At 75.6% G+C, this 15,946-nt stretch carries 14 protein-coding genes and 1 pseudogene; 13 read left to right on the forward strand and 2 right to left on the reverse strand.

The window, feature by feature from the left end:
- Positions 1-76 precede the first annotated feature (76 nt).
- Positions 77-1,252, forward strand: coding sequence for a saccharopine dehydrogenase family protein (locus tag LWC33_RS04530; RefSeq protein WP_233302936.1), 1,176 nt, complete (start codon positions 77-79; stop codon positions 1,250-1,252).
- Here LWC33_RS04530 and LWC33_RS04535 read toward each other — a convergent pair.
- Positions 1,195-1,542, reverse strand: a pseudogene (locus tag LWC33_RS04535) (DoxX family protein); the annotation flags it as partial. The gene LWC33_RS04530 and the pseudogene LWC33_RS04535 overlap by 58 nt on opposite strands.
- A 78-nt stretch (positions 1,543-1,620) precedes the next feature.
- Here LWC33_RS04535 and LWC33_RS04540 point away from each other — a divergent pair.
- From LWC33_RS04540 to nudC, 9 genes are all read left to right on the forward strand, one after another.
- Entirely contained in the window at positions 1,621-2,676 is a 1,056-nt protein-coding gene (locus LWC33_RS04540) for a potassium channel family protein (protein WP_233302937.1), read from the forward strand.
- A gap of 11 nt (positions 2,677-2,687) precedes the next feature.
- Positions 2,688-3,539 carry an exodeoxyribonuclease III gene (locus LWC33_RS04545; RefSeq protein ID WP_233302938.1) on the forward strand — a complete coding sequence of 284 codons (852 nt, stop codon included), beginning with the start codon at positions 2,688-2,690 and terminating at the stop codon, positions 3,537-3,539.
- A gap of 112 nt (positions 3,540-3,651) precedes the next feature.
- Entirely contained in the window at positions 3,652-5,025 is a 1,374-nt protein-coding gene (locus LWC33_RS04550) for an aldehyde dehydrogenase family protein (protein WP_233302939.1), read from the forward strand.
- Between the two features lie 137 nt (positions 5,026-5,162).
- The gene (locus LWC33_RS04555) at positions 5,163-5,912 is read left to right on the forward strand and encodes a DUF4142 domain-containing protein (protein ID WP_233302940.1); all 750 of its coding nucleotides are present in this window, start codon (positions 5,163-5,165) and stop codon (positions 5,910-5,912) included.
- 68 nt (positions 5,913-5,980) lie between these two features.
- Complete coding sequence (locus LWC33_RS35785) at positions 5,981-6,754, forward strand: class F sortase (RefSeq protein ID WP_233302941.1); 774 nt, start codon at positions 5,981-5,983, stop codon at positions 6,752-6,754.
- An 86-nt stretch (positions 6,755-6,840) separates the two neighbouring features.
- The gene (locus tag LWC33_RS04565) at positions 6,841-8,091 is read left to right on the forward strand and encodes an aldehyde dehydrogenase family protein (protein ID WP_233302942.1); all 1,251 of its coding nucleotides are present in this window, start codon (positions 6,841-6,843) and stop codon (positions 8,089-8,091) included.
- Between the two features lie 76 nt (positions 8,092-8,167).
- Positions 8,168-9,517 (forward strand): M16 family metallopeptidase, encoded by a 1,350-nt coding sequence (locus tag LWC33_RS04570; RefSeq protein WP_233302943.1) that lies wholly within the window; start codon positions 8,168-8,170, stop codon positions 9,515-9,517.
- The gene (locus LWC33_RS04575; protein WP_233302944.1) at positions 9,514-10,893 is read left to right on the forward strand and encodes a M16 family metallopeptidase; all 1,380 of its coding nucleotides are present in this window, start codon (positions 9,514-9,516) and stop codon (positions 10,891-10,893) included. Before LWC33_RS04570 ends, LWC33_RS04575 begins: the two co-directional genes overlap by 4 nt.
- Positions 10,890-11,885 carry an NAD(+) diphosphatase gene (nudC, locus tag LWC33_RS04580; protein ID WP_233302945.1) on the forward strand — a complete coding sequence of 332 codons (996 nt, stop codon included), beginning with the start codon at positions 10,890-10,892 and terminating at the stop codon, positions 11,883-11,885. Before LWC33_RS04575 ends, nudC begins: the two co-directional genes overlap by 4 nt.
- Positions 11,886-11,948: 63 nt before the next feature.
- On the opposite strand, the gene LWC33_RS04585 is transcribed toward nudC, so the two are convergent.
- Positions 11,949-12,191: a mycoredoxin gene (locus LWC33_RS04585; protein WP_233302946.1), complete on the reverse strand. Its 243-nt coding sequence runs from the start codon at positions 12,189-12,191 to the stop codon at positions 11,949-11,951.
- 105 nt (positions 12,192-12,296) lie between these two features.
- On the opposite strand from LWC33_RS04585, the gene LWC33_RS04590 reads away from it, so the two are divergent.
- The 3 genes from LWC33_RS04590 (at position 12,297) to LWC33_RS04600 (ending at position 15,753) form a co-directional block, all read left to right on the forward strand.
- Positions 12,297-14,375 carry an ATP-dependent DNA helicase UvrD2 gene (locus LWC33_RS04590; protein ID WP_233302947.1) on the forward strand — a complete coding sequence of 693 codons (2,079 nt, stop codon included), beginning with the start codon at positions 12,297-12,299 and terminating at the stop codon, positions 14,373-14,375.
- A 711-nt stretch (positions 14,376-15,086) separates the two neighbouring features.
- Positions 15,087-15,431 carry a WhiB family transcriptional regulator gene (locus tag LWC33_RS04595; RefSeq protein ID WP_233303114.1) on the forward strand — a complete coding sequence of 115 codons (345 nt, stop codon included), beginning with the start codon at positions 15,087-15,089 and terminating at the stop codon, positions 15,429-15,431.
- A gap of 82 nt (positions 15,432-15,513) precedes the next feature.
- The gene (locus LWC33_RS04600) at positions 15,514-15,753 is read left to right on the forward strand and encodes a hypothetical protein (RefSeq protein WP_233302948.1); all 240 of its coding nucleotides are present in this window, start codon (positions 15,514-15,516) and stop codon (positions 15,751-15,753) included.
- Positions 15,754-15,946 lie beyond the last annotated feature (193 nt).

The following is a 15,946-nucleotide window of genomic DNA, read 5'->3' on the forward strand; positions in this document are numbered from 1 at the left end:
GGCAACGCCGCGAGGGGCCGCCCGGGCGCGCGAGGACCGGTGAACGTTCGTGGTCGCCGCACTAGCGTGTGCCGGCGTGAGTGGACGCATCGTGCTGTTCGGCGCCACCGGCTACACCGGCGGGCGCACCGCGGAAGTCCTGGTCGGGCGGGGGGTGCGGCCCGTGCTGGCCGGACGCGACGCCGCGCGGCTGGTGGCGCTCGGCGAGCGCCTCGGCTGCCCGACGGCCACCGCCGACGTCACCGACGTCGCCTCCGTCTCCGCCCTCGTCGGCCCCGACGACGTGCTGGTCACCACCGTCGGGCCGTTCGCCCGGCTCGGCGGGGCCGCGCTCGCCGCGGTGGTGTCCGCCGGGGCGACCTATCTGGACTCGACCGGCGAGCCGCCGTTCGTCCGCGAGGTCTTCGAGCTGCAGGGTCCGGCCGCCGAGCGCTCCGGCGCGCGGCTGCTCACGGCGTTCGGCCACGACTACGTGCCCGGTGTGCTGGCCGGGGCGCTCGCCCTGCGGGAGGCGGGTGACCGAGCCGCGCGGGTCGACGTCGGCTACTTCCTGTCCGGCCGCGGCCGGTGGTTCTCCCGGGGCACCGTCACGTCGTTGATCGCGATCGCCGGCACGCCCGGGTACACCCTCCGGCACGGCACGCTCCGCACCGAGAACGCCGGGGCCCGGCTCCGCACGTACGAAGTGGACGGCCGGCCGCGGCCCGGCGTGTCGATCGGCGGCGTCGAGCAGTTCGCGCTGCCGCGACTGCACCCGGGGCTCGGGACCGTCGACGTGCATCTGGGCTGGTTCGGCGCGCAGGGGGATGGCAGCCGGCGGAGCCCGGCGGGGCGGGTTGGGCTCAGCGGCGTCGTGCACGCCACGAGCCGGCTGCCCGCCCCACCCGCGCCGCTGCTGGCCGGCCTCGCCCGGCTCGCCGGCCGGTTGCCCCGCGACCCGTCGGCGGAGGCGCTGGCGCGCTGCCGCTCGCACGTCGTCGCCGAGGTGTTCGACGCCTACGGCACGCTCCTCGCCCGCACCCGGCTCACCGCGCCGGACCCCTACGCACTCACCGCCGACCTGCTCGCCTGGGGCGCGGCCCGCGCGCTGGCGCACGGGGTCACCGGCGTGGGCGCGCTCGACCCCGTGGGTGCCTTCGGGCTCGACGCCCTCGTGGAGGGTGCCGCGTCCGCCGGTCTCACCACCTGGGACCTCCGCGCGACGCGCAGCGCCCAGAGCACCAGCGGCACCTGCAGCGGCAACCGGCCGTAGGCGATCGCCCGCTGCCGCGCCGGCTTGTCCGACCAGTCCACGGCCATCGTCACGTTGGCCGGGAACACCGCCACGAACAGCGCGGCGGCCGCGTACCCGCCGAGCCGACGGGTGCGCGGCACGGCCACGGCCGCGGCGACCGCGCCCTCCGCGACACCGGACGCGTAGGTCCAGAACCGCCGGGTGCCGGGCAGCTGCGGCGGGACGATCGCGTCGAAGAACGCCGGGGTGACGGCGTGTGCCACGGCGGCCGTGCCGAGCAGTGCCGCGAGCGGCGGGGAGAGGTCCATGCCGGCATGATCGCAAGCGGATCGGGTGACCGTGGCCCGCGCCCACGGCCCGGGCACGGGACGCTAGTCTCCCGCGCGATGCGTGATCGGCCCCGCCGCCCGCCCGTCGATCCGCAGGTGATCGGCGCCCTTCGCATGCCCGACAACCCCCAGGGGCCGCTGGTCGCGCTGCTCAAGCGGGTGGCTGTCGCGCTCGGGGCGCTGTTCGCCGCCGCGTTGATCGTCTACTTCGGCCGCGCCGGGTACGTCGACAACAACGGCGAGGGCGAGATCTCGTTCAACGACGCCCTCTACTACGCCACGGTCTCGCTCTCCACGACCGGCTACGGCGACATCGTCCCCTACACCGCGACCGCGCGGCTGCTCACCACCGTGGTGATCACGCCGCTGCGGCTGCTGTTCCTCATCGTCCTCGTCGGTACGACCGTCGAACTGCTCACCGAACGCTCCCGGCAGTCGTTCCGGATCCAGCGCTGGAGGTCACGCGTGCGCGACCACACCGTCGTCATCGGGTACGGGACGAAGGGCCGTGCCGCCGTCGAGACGCTGCTCGGCGACGGCGTCGAGCCGGAGCACATCGTGGTGGTCGACACCGACCGCACGCAGCTCGACGCGGCCTCGGCCCTGGGACTCGTCACCGTGACGGGGAACGCCACCCGGTCGGCCGTGCTCCGCATCGCCGGCGCCCACCAGGCAGCGGCCATCGTGGTGGCCACGAACAGGGACGACGCCGCCGTTCTCGTCACCTTGACAGCTCGCGAGATGGCGCCGAAGGCGCGGATCGTGGTGTCGGTCCGGGAGTCGGAGAACGTGCACCTGCTGCGGCAGTCCGGGGCGGACTCGGTGATCGTCTCGGCGGAGACGGCGGGCCGGCTGCTCGGCGTCGCGACCCGCACACCGAGCGTCGTCGAGGTCGTCGAGGACCTGCTGACCCCGGACGCCGGGTTCGCGATCAGCGAGCGCGAGGTCGAGCAGGACGAGGTGGGCGGCTCGCCGCGGCACCTCGCCGACATCGTGCTGGGCGTGGTGCGCGGCGACGAGCTGTACCGGGTCGACGCCTCGGCCGTCGACGCCCTCGAGCGCGGCGACCGCCTGCTCTACGTCCGCAAGGCCACCCCGGCCGACGAGGGCTAGGGTCGTCGGTCGTGCGCCTGGCGACCTGGAACGTGAACTCGGCGAAGTCGCGGCTGCCCCGGCTGCTGCCCTGGCTGGACGAACGGGCCCCGGACGTCGTCTGCCTGCAGGAGACCAAGCTCTCCGACGCCGACTGGGCCGCCGAGTTCGACGGTCCGCTGGCCGAGCGGGGCTACGAGGTGGTTCACCACGGGCAGGGCCGGTGGAACGGGGTGGCACTGCTCTCCCGCGTCGGGTTGACGGACGTGGTGCGCGGGCTGCCCGAGGAGCCCACCTTCGACTCGGACATCCCCGACGCCCGCGCGGTCACCGCCACCTGCGGCGGGCTGCGGGTGACCTCGGTCTACGTGCCCAACGGCCGCACCCCCGACGACCCGCACTACGGCTACAAGCTGCGCTGGCTGGAGGCCCTGCGGCACATGGTGTCCGCGGGCGACACCACGCACACCGTGGTGGCCGGCGACATGAACATCGCCCCCACGGACGCCGACGTCTGGGATCCCGACCTGTTCGTCGGCTCCACCCACGTGACCCCGCCCGAGCGGGAGGCGCTGGGCGCGCTGCAGGCGGCCGGGTTGGCCGACGTCGTGCGCGACCGGTGGCCGGACGAGCGGGTGTTCTCCTACTGGGACTATCGCGCCGGCCGCTTCCACAAGGACATGGGGATGCGGATCGACCTGGTGCTCTGCGGCGCCGACCCGGCGGGCCGGACGAAGGCGGCGTGGATCGACCGCAAGGCGCGCAAGGGTTCCGGGCCCAGCGACCACGCGCCGGTGATGGTCGACCTCGACGAGGCGCCCGACGGGGACGTCGGCCCGGTCGTCCCGCCGCCGTCGACGCCGGCGAAGCTGAAGCACCACTGAGCGGAGCTCGCGGAGCGAACCTCGGCACTGAGCGGAGCGTGCCGAGCGAGCATCGTGCACTGAGGACGGGGCCGGCGGCGTACTTCTCCCCGGCCCGGGGTAGCCGCCCCGCATGACGGCCGTCCTGGATCCGACCCGCACCCTCAGCCTCTCCGACCCCTGCACCGGCGAGGCCCTCGAGCCGGTGTCCGTCGCCGGCGAGCAGGAGGTCCGGGCCGCGCTCGCCGCCGCCCGGGCCGCCGCGCCGGGCTGGGCGCGCACCGAACCGGCCGAACGGGCCGCGGCCGTGCGGGCCGCCGCCGACGCCGTCCGGACCGCGGCCGAGGAGCTGGCGGAGCTCAACACCCGCGAGACCGGCAAGACGCCCGACGACGCCCGCGGTGGCGTCGAGGCGGGCATCGGCACCCTGGAGCAGTACGCACAGCTCGGGCCGCTGCACCGCGGCCGCAGCCTGCAGGGCGGGTGGGGTGCGACGGACCTGATGGTGCACGCGCCGCGGGGCGTCGTCGCCGTCCTGACGCCGTGGAACGACCCGGTCGCCGTGGCCGCGGGCCTGCTCGGCGCCGCGCTGGTCACCGGGAACACCGTCGTGCACAAGCCGAGCGAGCGCTGTCCGCGCACCGGGCGGCGGTTCGCCGAGCTGCTCGCCGCGCACCTGCCCGAGGGCGTGCTGCAGATCCTCGACGGGGACGGCCCGGTCGGTGCGGCGCTCGCCGGCTCGCCGGAGGTCGACGTCGTCGCGCACGTGGGCAGCACCGCCACCGGCCGGTCGATCGCCGAGGCCTGCGCGCGGACCGGCGCGAAGGCCCTGCTGGAGAACGGCGGCAACGACCCGCTGATCGTGGACGCGGGTGTCGATCCGGTGTGGGCCGCCGAGCAGGCCGCGTTGGGCTCCTTCGCGAACGCCGGGCAGATCTGTGTGTCGGTGGAACGGATCTACGTGGTCACCGAGGTCGCCGCGGTGTTCCTCGACGCGCTGGTGGCCGAGGCGGGGAAGTGGGCCGAGCGGATCGGTCCGCTCGTCGACGAGCGGCAGCGTGAGCACGTGCACGCGCACGTGCAGGGCGCGATCGCGGACGGAGCGCGCGTGCTCGCGGGTGGCGAGCTGCCGGCCGGGCCCGGGTCGTACTACCCGCCGACGGTGCTGAGCGGCTGCGCGCCGGGCATGGCGGTGCTGACCGAGGAGACCTTCGGGCCGGTCGCGCCGGTGCGCGAGGTCCCGGATCTCGACACCGCCCTGCGCGAGGCGGCGGCGGACCGCTACGGCCTCGCCGCGACCGTGCTCACCCTCGACATGGAGCACGCGCAGCGCGCCTGGCGGGAGCTGCCGGTGGGGACCGTCAAGGTGAACGCCGTCTTCGGCGGGGCCCCGGGCGGGGCGGCCGAGCCGCGCGGCGCCAGCGGCCAGGGGTTCGGGTACGGGCCCGAGCTGCTCGACGAGATGACGACGACGACTGTCGTGCACCTCGCGCCGGCGCCTCGCTGAGTACCCACCCCACCGGTGCGGCAACCGGACGCCGCGGCCCCGCGCGGACGGAACACCCGTTCGGGCTGTGCGCGGTTGCGAGTGGGCGATCCGTCCCGATACTCAGCCGCGTGACCAGGACACTTCGGGGGAACGTGATGACCATTCGCCTCACCCGCGCGGCGGCCGGGACCGTCCTCGCGGCGCTCGCGTTGACCGGAGCGGCCGCCTGCGGCTCGGGGTCCGACCAGGCACCGCCGGCGCCGACCGGGAGCGCGGCGCCGCCGCCGTCGCCGGCCCCCGGCGGCGACGCCGGCGGCCAGGCGAACGACGCCACCCGGCAGGCCTTCGGGCAGGCCAACCAAGGTGCGCTCGCGCTCGTCGCGCTCGGCGGGCTCGGGACCGACAAGGGCGTCGGCGACCAGGTCAAGGGCCTCGCACCCGACGTGAAGTCGCAGGGCCAGGCGCTCCTCGACCAGGTCAAGCAGGCCGCGACCGCGCAGGGCGTGGCCCTCGGCGACCAGCTCTCCGCCCAGCAGCAGGCGCTCCTCGCCGACCTGCAGGCGCGCAGCGGGCAGCCCTTCGACGCCGCGTGGCTGCAGGCGGCGCAGTCCGCTCTGCAGCAGGCTCGTGACGCGGCCAACGCGGTGCTGAACGACCCGAACGCGTCGCCCGAGGCCAAGGCCGCGGCGCAGCAGGCGCTCGCCCAGCTCGACGCGCTGGCCGCGAAGATCTCGGCCGCGTCGTCGTCCGCGGGCGCCTCGACGCCGGGCTCGGTGAACGCCGGCACCGGCGGGCAGGCCGCCGGCTCCGACGACGTCCTGCCGGTCGTCCTCGCCGGGTCCGGTCTGGTGCTGCTCGGCGCCGCCGGCGCCGCCGGACTCCGCGCGCGGCGGTCGCGCGCCTGACCGTGCGCCTGCGCGCACCCGGCCCCACGGCCGGTGACCCGCCGACGAGCGGGGCACCGGCCGGAGGCGTGCCCTCGACGGCTGAGGGCGGCCCCGCCCCGGACGCCGCGCCGCCCGATCCGTCGGTCGGTGCGGGCGGTCCGACCCCGGCGGCCCTGGTTCCCGAGCCGGCCCGTGCGGGCCCACTCTCCGAGGGCAGTGGCCGGCGACGGTGGGTGCCCGTCCTGCTCGCGCTGGCGGGCGTGGCGCTGCTCGTGGCTGCGACGGTGCTCGTGCTCGACCGGGAGCCCGCCGTGACCGCACGGCCCGTCGGGGTCGTGCCCGCCCGTACCGCGCCGTCGGTGCCGACCGACTCCGGCGACCTCCGGCCGGGCGCCCCGCCGAAGCTCCGTCCCGGCGGCACGGTCCCGGTGCGCCTCGACCTGCCCGCCCGGGCGGGCACCGCGCCGGTCGTGCCGGTCGGCACCGGGCCCGACGGGGCCCTCGTCATCCCCGATCCGCCCCGGACCGTGGGCTGGTGGGCGCCCGGGGCTCTCGCCGGCTCGGGGACCGGCACCGTGGTCGTCGCCGGGCACGTGGACTCGCGGGTCGCCGGGATCGGGGTCCTCGCCGTCCTGCCCGAGCTGACCGTCGGTGAGCCGGTGGTCCTGACCGGCGACGACGGCCGCACGGTCCGCTACCGCGTCGTCGCGCGGCGGGAGTTCGGCAAGGCGGCCCTGCCCGCCGACACCTTCGCCCGGACGGGTCCGCCGCGACTGGTGCTGATGACCTGCGGCGGCCGCTTCGACCGCCACGCGCGCTCCTACGAGGACAACATCGTCGTCTACGCCGAACCGGCCTGACCCGCGACCTCACGGGCGGGTGGCGGCACCGGACGCCGGCCGGTGGAGCGGGAATATCCGGGGCGGGCGTGTCGTACGGTTGTCGCGTGAGCGCACCCGCCGAAGCCCCCGAGTTCGCCGCCGTCCGGACCGCCGCCCAGCGCGCGGCGGCGGCCGCCCCGGGAGTGCGGGCGGCGGGCGGCGCCGCGGTCGACGCCGCGCTGCGCACCGCGGCCGGGCTGCTCCGCGAGAAGGCCCCCGAGCTGCTCGCGGCGAACGCCGCGGACGTCGACGCGGCCACCGCGAACGGCATGGCCGCCGGCCTGCTCGACCGGCTCCGGCTCACCCCCGAGCGGCTCGCCGACATGGCGACCCAGCTCGAGGTGCTGGCCGGCACCCCGGAGCCGCCGGTGGAGCGGTTCGTCCGCACCCTGCCCTCCGGCGAGCGCGTCTTCGAGCGCAGCATCCCGGTCGGTGTCATCGGTGCGGTGTTCGAGGCGCGCCCGAACGTGACGATCGACGTCGCCTCCCAGGTGCTCAAGGCCCGCAGCGCCGCCGTGCTGCGCACCGGTTCCGCGGCGCTGGGCAGCGCGACCGCCCTGCTCGAGAAGGTCGTCGCACCCGCCCTCGACGCGCAGGGCATCCCCGCCGACGCGGTCCAACTCGTCCCGCTGCCCGGGCACGCCGGCGCCGAGGCGCTCGTCGGGCTGCCGAACCTGGTGCCGCTCGTCGTGGTGCGGGGGAGCGGCGAGGTCACGCGGAAGCTGTCGATGCTGGGCGCGGCCGCCGGCACCCGGGTGCTCGCGCACGCCGACGGCGGCGGCGTGCTGTACCTGGACTCGTCGGCCGAGGAGGCCGTCGTCGAGCGGCTGGTGCACGACTCGACCGACCGGCTCGGGGTGTGCAACCGGCTGAACCTGCTGCTCATCGACCGGCCGGTGTACGAGACGCTGCTGCGCGTCGCGGAGAAGGTGCTGCGGGACCGCGGCATCGCGCTGAGTCTGCCGCCGCACGCGCACGCCCTCGGCCACGAGTGGGCGCTCGACTCCGGCAACGAGGCGCACGTGACGGTCACGCCGGTCGACGGCGCGGTCGACGCCGCCCTCACCGCCGCCCGCGAGACGTCGGGCCTGGCCGCCTGTGTGTGCGCCGCCGACGAGGCGGTCGCCCACCGGTTCATCGACGCCTACACCGGCACGGGGGTGTTCTGGAACAGCCCGACCCGCCTCCTCGACGGGTACAAGCTGCTCGGCCTGCCCGAGACCGGCATCAACGTCGACCACACCCCCGGCCCCCGCGGCCCGGTCACCTACCCCGACCTCGCCCTCCGCCAGTTCGTGGTGCTGCCCCCGGCCTGACCCGCCGGCCGTCCGGCACGGCGGCGCCGGAGCGATCGCGCGGCGGATCGTCGGGGTCCGGGGATAGGGTCGGGTCGTGTCAGCTCCCGAACTCCACCGGGCCACGCTCCCCAACGGCCTGCGTGTGCTCCTCGCACCCGACCCGGCCACCCCGGTCGTCGGCGTCGCGGTGCACGTCGACGTCGGCTTCCGGTCCGAGCCCGAGGGGCGCACCGGCTTCGCGCACCTGTTCGAGCACCTGATGTTCCAGGGCAGCGAGAGCCTGGCGAAGCTGGAGCACTTCCGGCAGGTCCAGGGCGCGGGCGGGGTGTTCAACGGCTCGACCCACCAGGACTACACGGACTACTTCCAGGTGCTGCCCGGCGCCGCGCTCGAGCGCGCCCTGTTCCTCGAGGCGGACCGGCTGCGTGCACCGAAGCTCACGGAGGAGAACCTCCGAAACCAGGTGGACGTGGTCAAGGAGGAGATCCGGCTCAACGTGCTGAACCGGCCCTACGGCGGGTTCCCCTGGATCCTGTTGCCGCCGATCCTCTACGACACCTTCCCCAACGCGCACAACGGCTACGGCGACTTCACCGAGCTCGAACAGGCCACCCTGGACGACGCGGCGGCCTTCTTCGACACCTACTACGCCCCGGGCAATGCGCAGGTCACCGTGCACGGCGACTTCGCGGCCGCGGGCGGCGTCGACGAGGTGCTGGCGCTGGTCGAGAAGCACTTCGGCGACATCCCCGCCCGGCCCGCGCCGCCGCGCCCGTCGTTCGGCGAGCCGCTGCCCGGCTCCGAGCGGCGCGACAGCGTGGCCGACGCGCACGCCCCCATGCCGGCCCTCGCCATCGGCTACCGGGTGCCGGACCCGTCGTCCGCGCTCGACGAGTACCTGGGCCACGCGCTGCTCGCCTCCGTCCTCGGCGACGGCGAGGCGGCCCGGCTGCAGCGCCGGCTCGTCCATGTCGACGGCCTGGTCACGGACGTCGGCGCCAGCAACGGGCTGATGGGTGGGCCGCTCGACGCGCGGGATCCCGACACGTTCACGATCACCGCCGTGTACCCGGGCACGGTCGACCCCGACCGGGTGCTCGGGGCGATCGACGAGGAGCTGGACAAGCTGGCGGCCGAGGGCCCGAGTGCCGAGGAGCTGGCCCGGCAGTCCGCCCGGTGGGCCGCCTCCCTGCACCACGAGGACGACCGGGTGATGTACCGGATGCTCGGCCTCGGCGCCCGCGAGCTGCTCTACGGCCGCGCCGAGATCGCGCAGGAGCTGCCCACACGGATCGCGGCCGTCACCCCCGAGCAGGTCCGCGGCGCCGCGGAGTCCCTGCGCTCCACCGGCCGTGCCGTGCTGCTGGTCGAACCGACCGGGGGCACCGCTGCGGGCAGCGAGGACCCGGCCGAGCTCGCGGACCTCGAGGAGGCCGGCGCATGAGCGCGCCCACCACGCACCGCACCGCCGAGGAGATCGGCCGCACCCCGGCGGGTCCGCGCCCGCTGCCCCCGCTCGGGGCGACGCGCGAGGTCCCGCTGCCCGAGGTCGTCACCGAGACGCTGCCGTCCGGGCTGCGCGTGCTGGCCGTGCACCGGCCGGGCGTGCCGATGGCCGAGCTGCGGCTGCGCGTGCCGTTCGCCGCGCCCGGCTCCGTCGCGGACCCCGCGTTCACCGCGCGGGCCGAGCTGCTGTCGTCGGCCATGCTCACCGGCACGGCCACCCACGACCGGGTGGGGATCGACGACGAGCTGGCCGGCGTGGGTGCCGAGCTCGGCGTGGCCGTCGACCCCGAGCGGCTGGTGGTGCACGGATCGGGGCTGGCGGAGGGGCTGCCGACGGTCCTGGGCGTCCTCGCCGACGTGCTGACCGGCGCGACCTACCCCGACACCGAGCTGCGGCGCGAACGCGAGCGGCTCGTCGAGCGCATCGCCGTGGCGCGGGCGCAGCCGCGCACGGTGGCGCGGGAAGCATTGCAGCGCAAGCGGTTCGGCGGCCATCCCATCGCCCTGGAGATGCCCTCGGGAGAGGCGGCCGCCGCCGTCGACCCCGCCGCGGTGCGCGCGCTGCACGCGGAGGGCGTCGTGCCCCGCGGCTCCACGCTGGTGATCGTCGGCGAGATCGACCCGGGCGAGGCGATCGCCGCGGTCGGCGAGCTCCTCGGCGGCTGGACGGCCACGGCACAGGCCCGCGAGCTGGGACCGCCGCCGGTCCCCGCGGCCGGACCGCTGGAGCTGGTGCACCGGCCCGGCTCGGTGCAGTCCCAGCTGCGGCTCACCGCGCCCGCCCTGCGCCGGGACCAGGAGGGGTACGCGGCCTACCAGCTCGCCAACCTCGTCTTCGGCGGCTATTTCTCCTCGCGCTGGATGGAGAACGTCCGCGAGGACAAGGGCTACACCTATGGCGCCCACTCCGGCACGGAGTTCGTGCCGGGCGCGGCGGTGCTCGGCGTGGAGACGGACGTCGCCAGCGACGTCACGGCGGCCGCGCTGCTCGAGACCCGGTACGAGCTCGGCCGCATGGTCGCCGTCCCGCCGACCGCGGAGGAGATCGAGGCGGCCCGGCGGTACGCGATCGGCTCGCTGCTGATCTCGCTGGACAGCCAGGGCGGGCTCGCGTCCACCCTCGCCGCGCTCGACGCCGCCGGGCTGTCGATCGACTGGCTGCGTGAGCGGCCGGTACAACTGGAGGCGGTCACGCCGGACCAGGTCGCCGAGGCGGCCCTGGAGTACTTCGCGCCCGAGCGGTTCACCGGCGTCGTCGTGGGCGACGCCGACGTGATCGGGACACGGCTGCGTGCGCTGGGAGGCGTGGAATGACGTTCGAGCTGGTCACCCCGCCCGTCCTCTCCCGGGGCATCGTGGTGCGCGACGAGCCGCTGCGGCTCGACGCGGACTGGCAGAAGACCACCTGGCCGACGGCGCGCGTGGTCGTCGTCGACGAGAAGGGACGCACCCCGGTGTCCTGGGAGGCCGCGCCGGTGTCCCGGTTCCGGGAGGGCGACGCCGCGGGCTGGGACGCGGCCGCCGGCTCCGGGGCGGTGCTGCGCACCAAGCCTGCCGAGGAGGTCGCGCCGGCCCCGCCGGGCGACGCCGTGCTGCTCGGCGAGGCCGAGGGGGTCGCCTACTGGGCCGTGCGCGGCCGGCCGGACCTCGTGGCGGGCGACGACCCGGCGGAGTGGGCGGACCTGCGGGCCGTCGGCGCGGAGCTCGACGCCCTCGGCGCCGGCCTGTTCACCGGCGCCGTCGCCGCCCTGAACTGGCACGACACCGCGCGCTTCTGCTCCCGGGACGGCTCGCCGACCCATCCGCACAACGCCGGCTGGGCCCGCCGCTGCGAGGCGCACCAGCACGAGGAGTACCCGCGCACCGACCCGGCGGTCATCTGCCTGGTGCACGACGGCGCGGACCGCGTCCTGCTCGCCCGCCAGCCCGTCTGGCCCCCGGGCCGGTACTCGGTGCTCGCGGGCTTCGTCGAGGCCGGGGAGTCGCTGGAGGCGTGCGTGATGCGCGAGATCCACGAGGAGGTGGGCGTCGCGGTCTCGAAGGTCTCCTACCTCGGCAGCCAGGCGTGGCCCTTCCCGCGCTCGCTCATGCTCGGGTTCCAGGCCGTCGCCGACCCGGAGCAGCCGCTGCGGCCCGCCGACGGCGAGATCGAGGAAGCCATCTGGGTCACCCGCGAGGAGCTGCGCGCGGCGATGGAGAAGGGCGACTGGGCCGCCCGCGAGGAGTCGGACGGCAAGCTGGTCCTGCTGCCGGGCCGGGTGTCGATCGCCCGCTCGATGCTCGACTCGTGGGCGGCGCAGGGCTGAGCCCGCAGCCGGGAACGACACGACCCCGGCCGGACGGGTCCGGTCGGGGTCGGTCTGCGCGGGTCAGGCTGCGGCGAGCCGCTTCTTCACCTCGGCGAAGCTGGGGTTCGTGGCGGTGGTCTCGTCCGGGAAGAGGATCGTGGGCACCGTCTGGTTCCCGCCGTTGACGCCCTCGACGAACCGTGCCGCGTCGGGGTTCCGCTCGATGTCGATCTCGCGGTACTCGATGCCCGCCTCGTCGAGCTGGAGCTTGAGGCGGCGGCAGAAGCCGCACCACGTGGTCGAGTACATCGTCAGCTGCGCCATGCAGGTTTCAACAGCGCTGGTGGTCGCGCCGTTCCGCACCCGATTGTGCGGTGGCTCACGCCCTGAGGGCGCGCGGGAACCGTCGGTGGCGTTTGTCAGGATGGGGTGGTGACGGCTTCCGTGACGGCTCCGGCCGACCCCGACCGGCTCGACGAGGAACAGCGGGCCGCCGTCACCGCGCCCCGCGGCCCGGTCTGCGTGCTCGCCGGCGCGGGCACCGGGAAGACCCGCACGATCACGCACCGGATCGCACACCTCGTCCGGCACGGGCACGTGGCGCCCGGGCAGGTCCTCGCCGTCACGTTCACGGCCCGGGCGGCGGGGGAGCTGCGCACGCGGCTGCGGGCGCTCGACGCCGGCGGCGTGCAGGCCCGGACCTTCCACGCGGCCGCCCTGCGCCAGCTGCGGTACTTCTGGCCCCAGGTCGTCGGGGAGCGCCCGTGGCAGCTGCTCGACGGCAAGCTCCGGCTGATCGGCCAGGCCGCGGCCCGCGCCCGGGCGGGCACCGACTCGGACGCGCTGCGGGATCTCGCCACCGAGATCGAGTGGGCCAAGTCGAGCCTGATCACACCGGAGGGCTACCCGGCCGAGGTCGCCCGGCTGCGGCGCGACGTCCCCGGGCCGGTCGAGCAGGTCGCGGAGGTCTATGCAGGCTACGAAGCGCTGAAGAACCAGGCCGAGGTCCTCGACTTCGACGACCTGCTGCTGCACGTCGCCGCCGCGCTGGAGGAGCACCGCGCGGTCGCCGAGGAGTTCCGCGACCGGTACCGGTGCTTCGTGGTGGACGAGTACCAGGACGTCACCCCGTTGCAGCAGCGGGTGCTCGACGCCTGGCTCGGCCGGCGGGACGACCTCACCGTCGTCGGCGACGCCAACCAGACGATCTACACCTTCGCCGGGGCCTCGCCGCGCTACCTGCTGGACTTCGCCCGCCGCTTCCCCGAGGCCACGGTCGTCCGGCTGACGCGGGACTACCGGTCCACCCCGCAGATCGTCGCCTGCGCGAACTCCGTGATCGGCGCCGCGCGCGGCCGGGTAGCCGGGAGCCGGCTGCGGCTGGTCGGGCAGCTGCCGCCCGGGCCGGACCCGGACTTCGCCGAGTACGAGGACGAGCCCGCCGAGGCCGCCGCCGTCGCCGCGAAGATCCGCCGGTTGATCGCCGACGGCACCCCGCCCGCCGAGATGGCGGTGCTGTTCCGGATCAACGCGCAGTCGGAGAGCTACGAGCAGGCGCTGACCGAGGCCGGCGTGCCGTACCAGGTGCGCGGCGGCGAGCGCTTCTTCACCCGTGCCGAGGTGCGCCGGGCGATGGTCGCGCTGCGTACCGCCCCTCCCCTGCCCGAGGGGATGGACCTGGTCACCGCGGTGCGGCGGGTGCTCTCGACGGTCGGCCTCACCGACGAGCCGCCGGCCGGTACCGCGATGCGTGCCCAGTGGGAGTCGCTGCTCGCCCTGGTGGGGCTCGCCGAGGAGCTGGCCGCCGTCGAGCCGCGGGCCGACCTGCGCCGGTTCTCCGCCGAGCTGGAGACGCGCGCCGACGCGTCGCACCCGCCGGTGGTCCAGGGCGTCACGCTGGCGTCGCTGCACGCCGCCAAGGGCCTGGAGTGGGACGTCGTGTTCCTCGTCGGGCTGGTCGACGGCACCCTGCCGATCCAGCACGCCGAGGGCGACGAGTCCGCGATCGAGGAGGAGCGCCGGCTGCTCTACGTCGGGGTGACCCGGGCCCGCCGGGTGCTACGGATGTCGTGGGCGCTGGCGCGCGCCTCGGGCCGGGGCCGGCAACGCCGCCGCAGCCGGTTCCTCTACGGGCTGATCCCCGAGGAGCACCCGGCCTCCCGCGTCGCGCAGGGCGAGCGCCGGCGACAGGGCGGGCCGAAGCCGCGCTGCCGGGTGTGCGGAGAGCCGCTGATCGGCACCACCGCGCTGAAGCTGCAGCGGTGCGGCGCCTGCCCGTCCGACGTGGACACCGAGCTGCTCGAGCGGCTGCGCGAGTGGCGCGGCGAGGTGGCCAAGCGGCAGGGCGTGCCGTCCTATGTGATCTTCACCGACGCCACCCTCACCGCCATCGCCGAACAGCGCCCCGCCGACGCCGCGGGGCTCGTCGGGATCCCCGGGATCGGGGCCCGCAAGCTCGATCGTTACGGGCCCGACGTCCTCGCGCTGATCAGCGACTCGGGCGACTGAGCGCCCGACGGGGCCGGGGCGCGGCGTGCCGCCCCGGAAGGGTGCCGCGGGGTCGCTGTAGGGGTCGCCGGAGCCGCGACCCCGGGATGAACGGTCGGCGACGCCCGGGTGGACCGGAAACTGCTTCTCGAATCAACGGATTAATTCTGTTGTGCGCGTCCCGCGGCCCCTTCTAGTCTCACATGCACGGACGGAGCAACGCCCCGTCCTTCCGCACGGACCCGCACCGAGCTGCCGGAGAGGAGGCGCCGCCATGGAGATCTACGCGATGACGACCGGAGCGACCGGGACGCCGCGTGTGATCGCGCCCGCCGGTGCCTGCACCCGCCTCGGTGTCGCGCCGTCCGTCCGCCGCCCGCGTGGCGGTTGGCCGTTCGCCGCGCTCCGCGTCCGCACCGTGAAGCAGGTGCCGTTCGCGGCCGTCACCGATCACAACTGGACAGGTGTGTCCGTTCCGAACGGGCTGTACCGACGAAGGTCGTAGCAGCCCAGCCGGCCGTCGAGTCTCGGGGCCGCGGAACCCACACCAGGGGTCCGCGGCCCTTTTTCGTGTCCCCACCGGGGCACGTCCGTCCACCCATCCACCACCGAGAGAAGAGAACACCCACCACACCAGGAGGTAGTGCGGTGCTAGTGAGATCCACCCCGTGCGACGGCGGGGCGATCAGGCACGAGTACGGCGGCGGCGACACCGCTCCCGACCTCGGCGGCCTGCTGAGCGACACCCCCGAGTCCGGCCTCGACCTGCCGTGCCGGCAGGGCGACGCGGACCTGTGGTTCGCCGAGTCCCCCGCCGAGCTGGAACGGGCGAAGGCGATGTGCGAGAGCTGCCCCATCCGGATCGAGTGCCTCGCGGGCGCCCTCTCGCGGGAGGAGCCCTGGGGCGTGTGGGGCGGCGAGATCTTCGAACGAGGAGTCGTCGTCCCGCGCAAGCGGCCGAGGGGCCGGCCCAGCAAGGCCGACCTCGCCCGTGACCGGGCCTGGGCCGAGGCCCACCAGAAGGCCCAGGAGCGAGCCCGGCAGCTCGCCGCCACGGCCGCCCGGCCGTGCGCCTGACGAGCGAGAACCACCCGACCGACAGACCGACGCCCGGTGCCCTTCCCCCGGGGGCGGCGTCCCACCCGAAGGAGCTTCTCCGATGACCGATCTCGTGATCCGCACCGACCGACCGGCCCCCGACGTGCGACCCCATGTCGACGCCCAGGGCACCGCGATGTTGGTGATGAACGAAGCCCTGGCCCGATCGCGACAGCAAGAAGCGGAGGAGGCCGCGCGCGAGCACCGGCTCGCGCGCCAGCTCACCGCGGGCCGGCGCTGGGACCGGTTGGCGGCCTACGCCGCCCGCCGGGCCGCACGCGCCCGCGCCGCCTCCGGCTGAGTCGCGGCAGGGCACCGCGGTGCACGTCCGCCGGGACCGGTCCGCCGCACCGGACCGTCCCGGCGACGGGCGACGCCCCGCCGCCCTCGTACGCCACGACGGCCGCCGCGCGTCCCACCGCGGTTCCTGACGCCCGCCCCGGGAGCTACCTCCGGGGCGGGCGTCCTCTACCTGCGTCCTTTCCTGCGTCCTT

Source organism: Pseudonocardia terrae (genome assembly GCF_021343995.1).
Lineage (GTDB): Bacteria > Actinomycetota > Actinomycetes > Mycobacteriales > Pseudonocardiaceae > Pseudonocardia > Pseudonocardia terrae.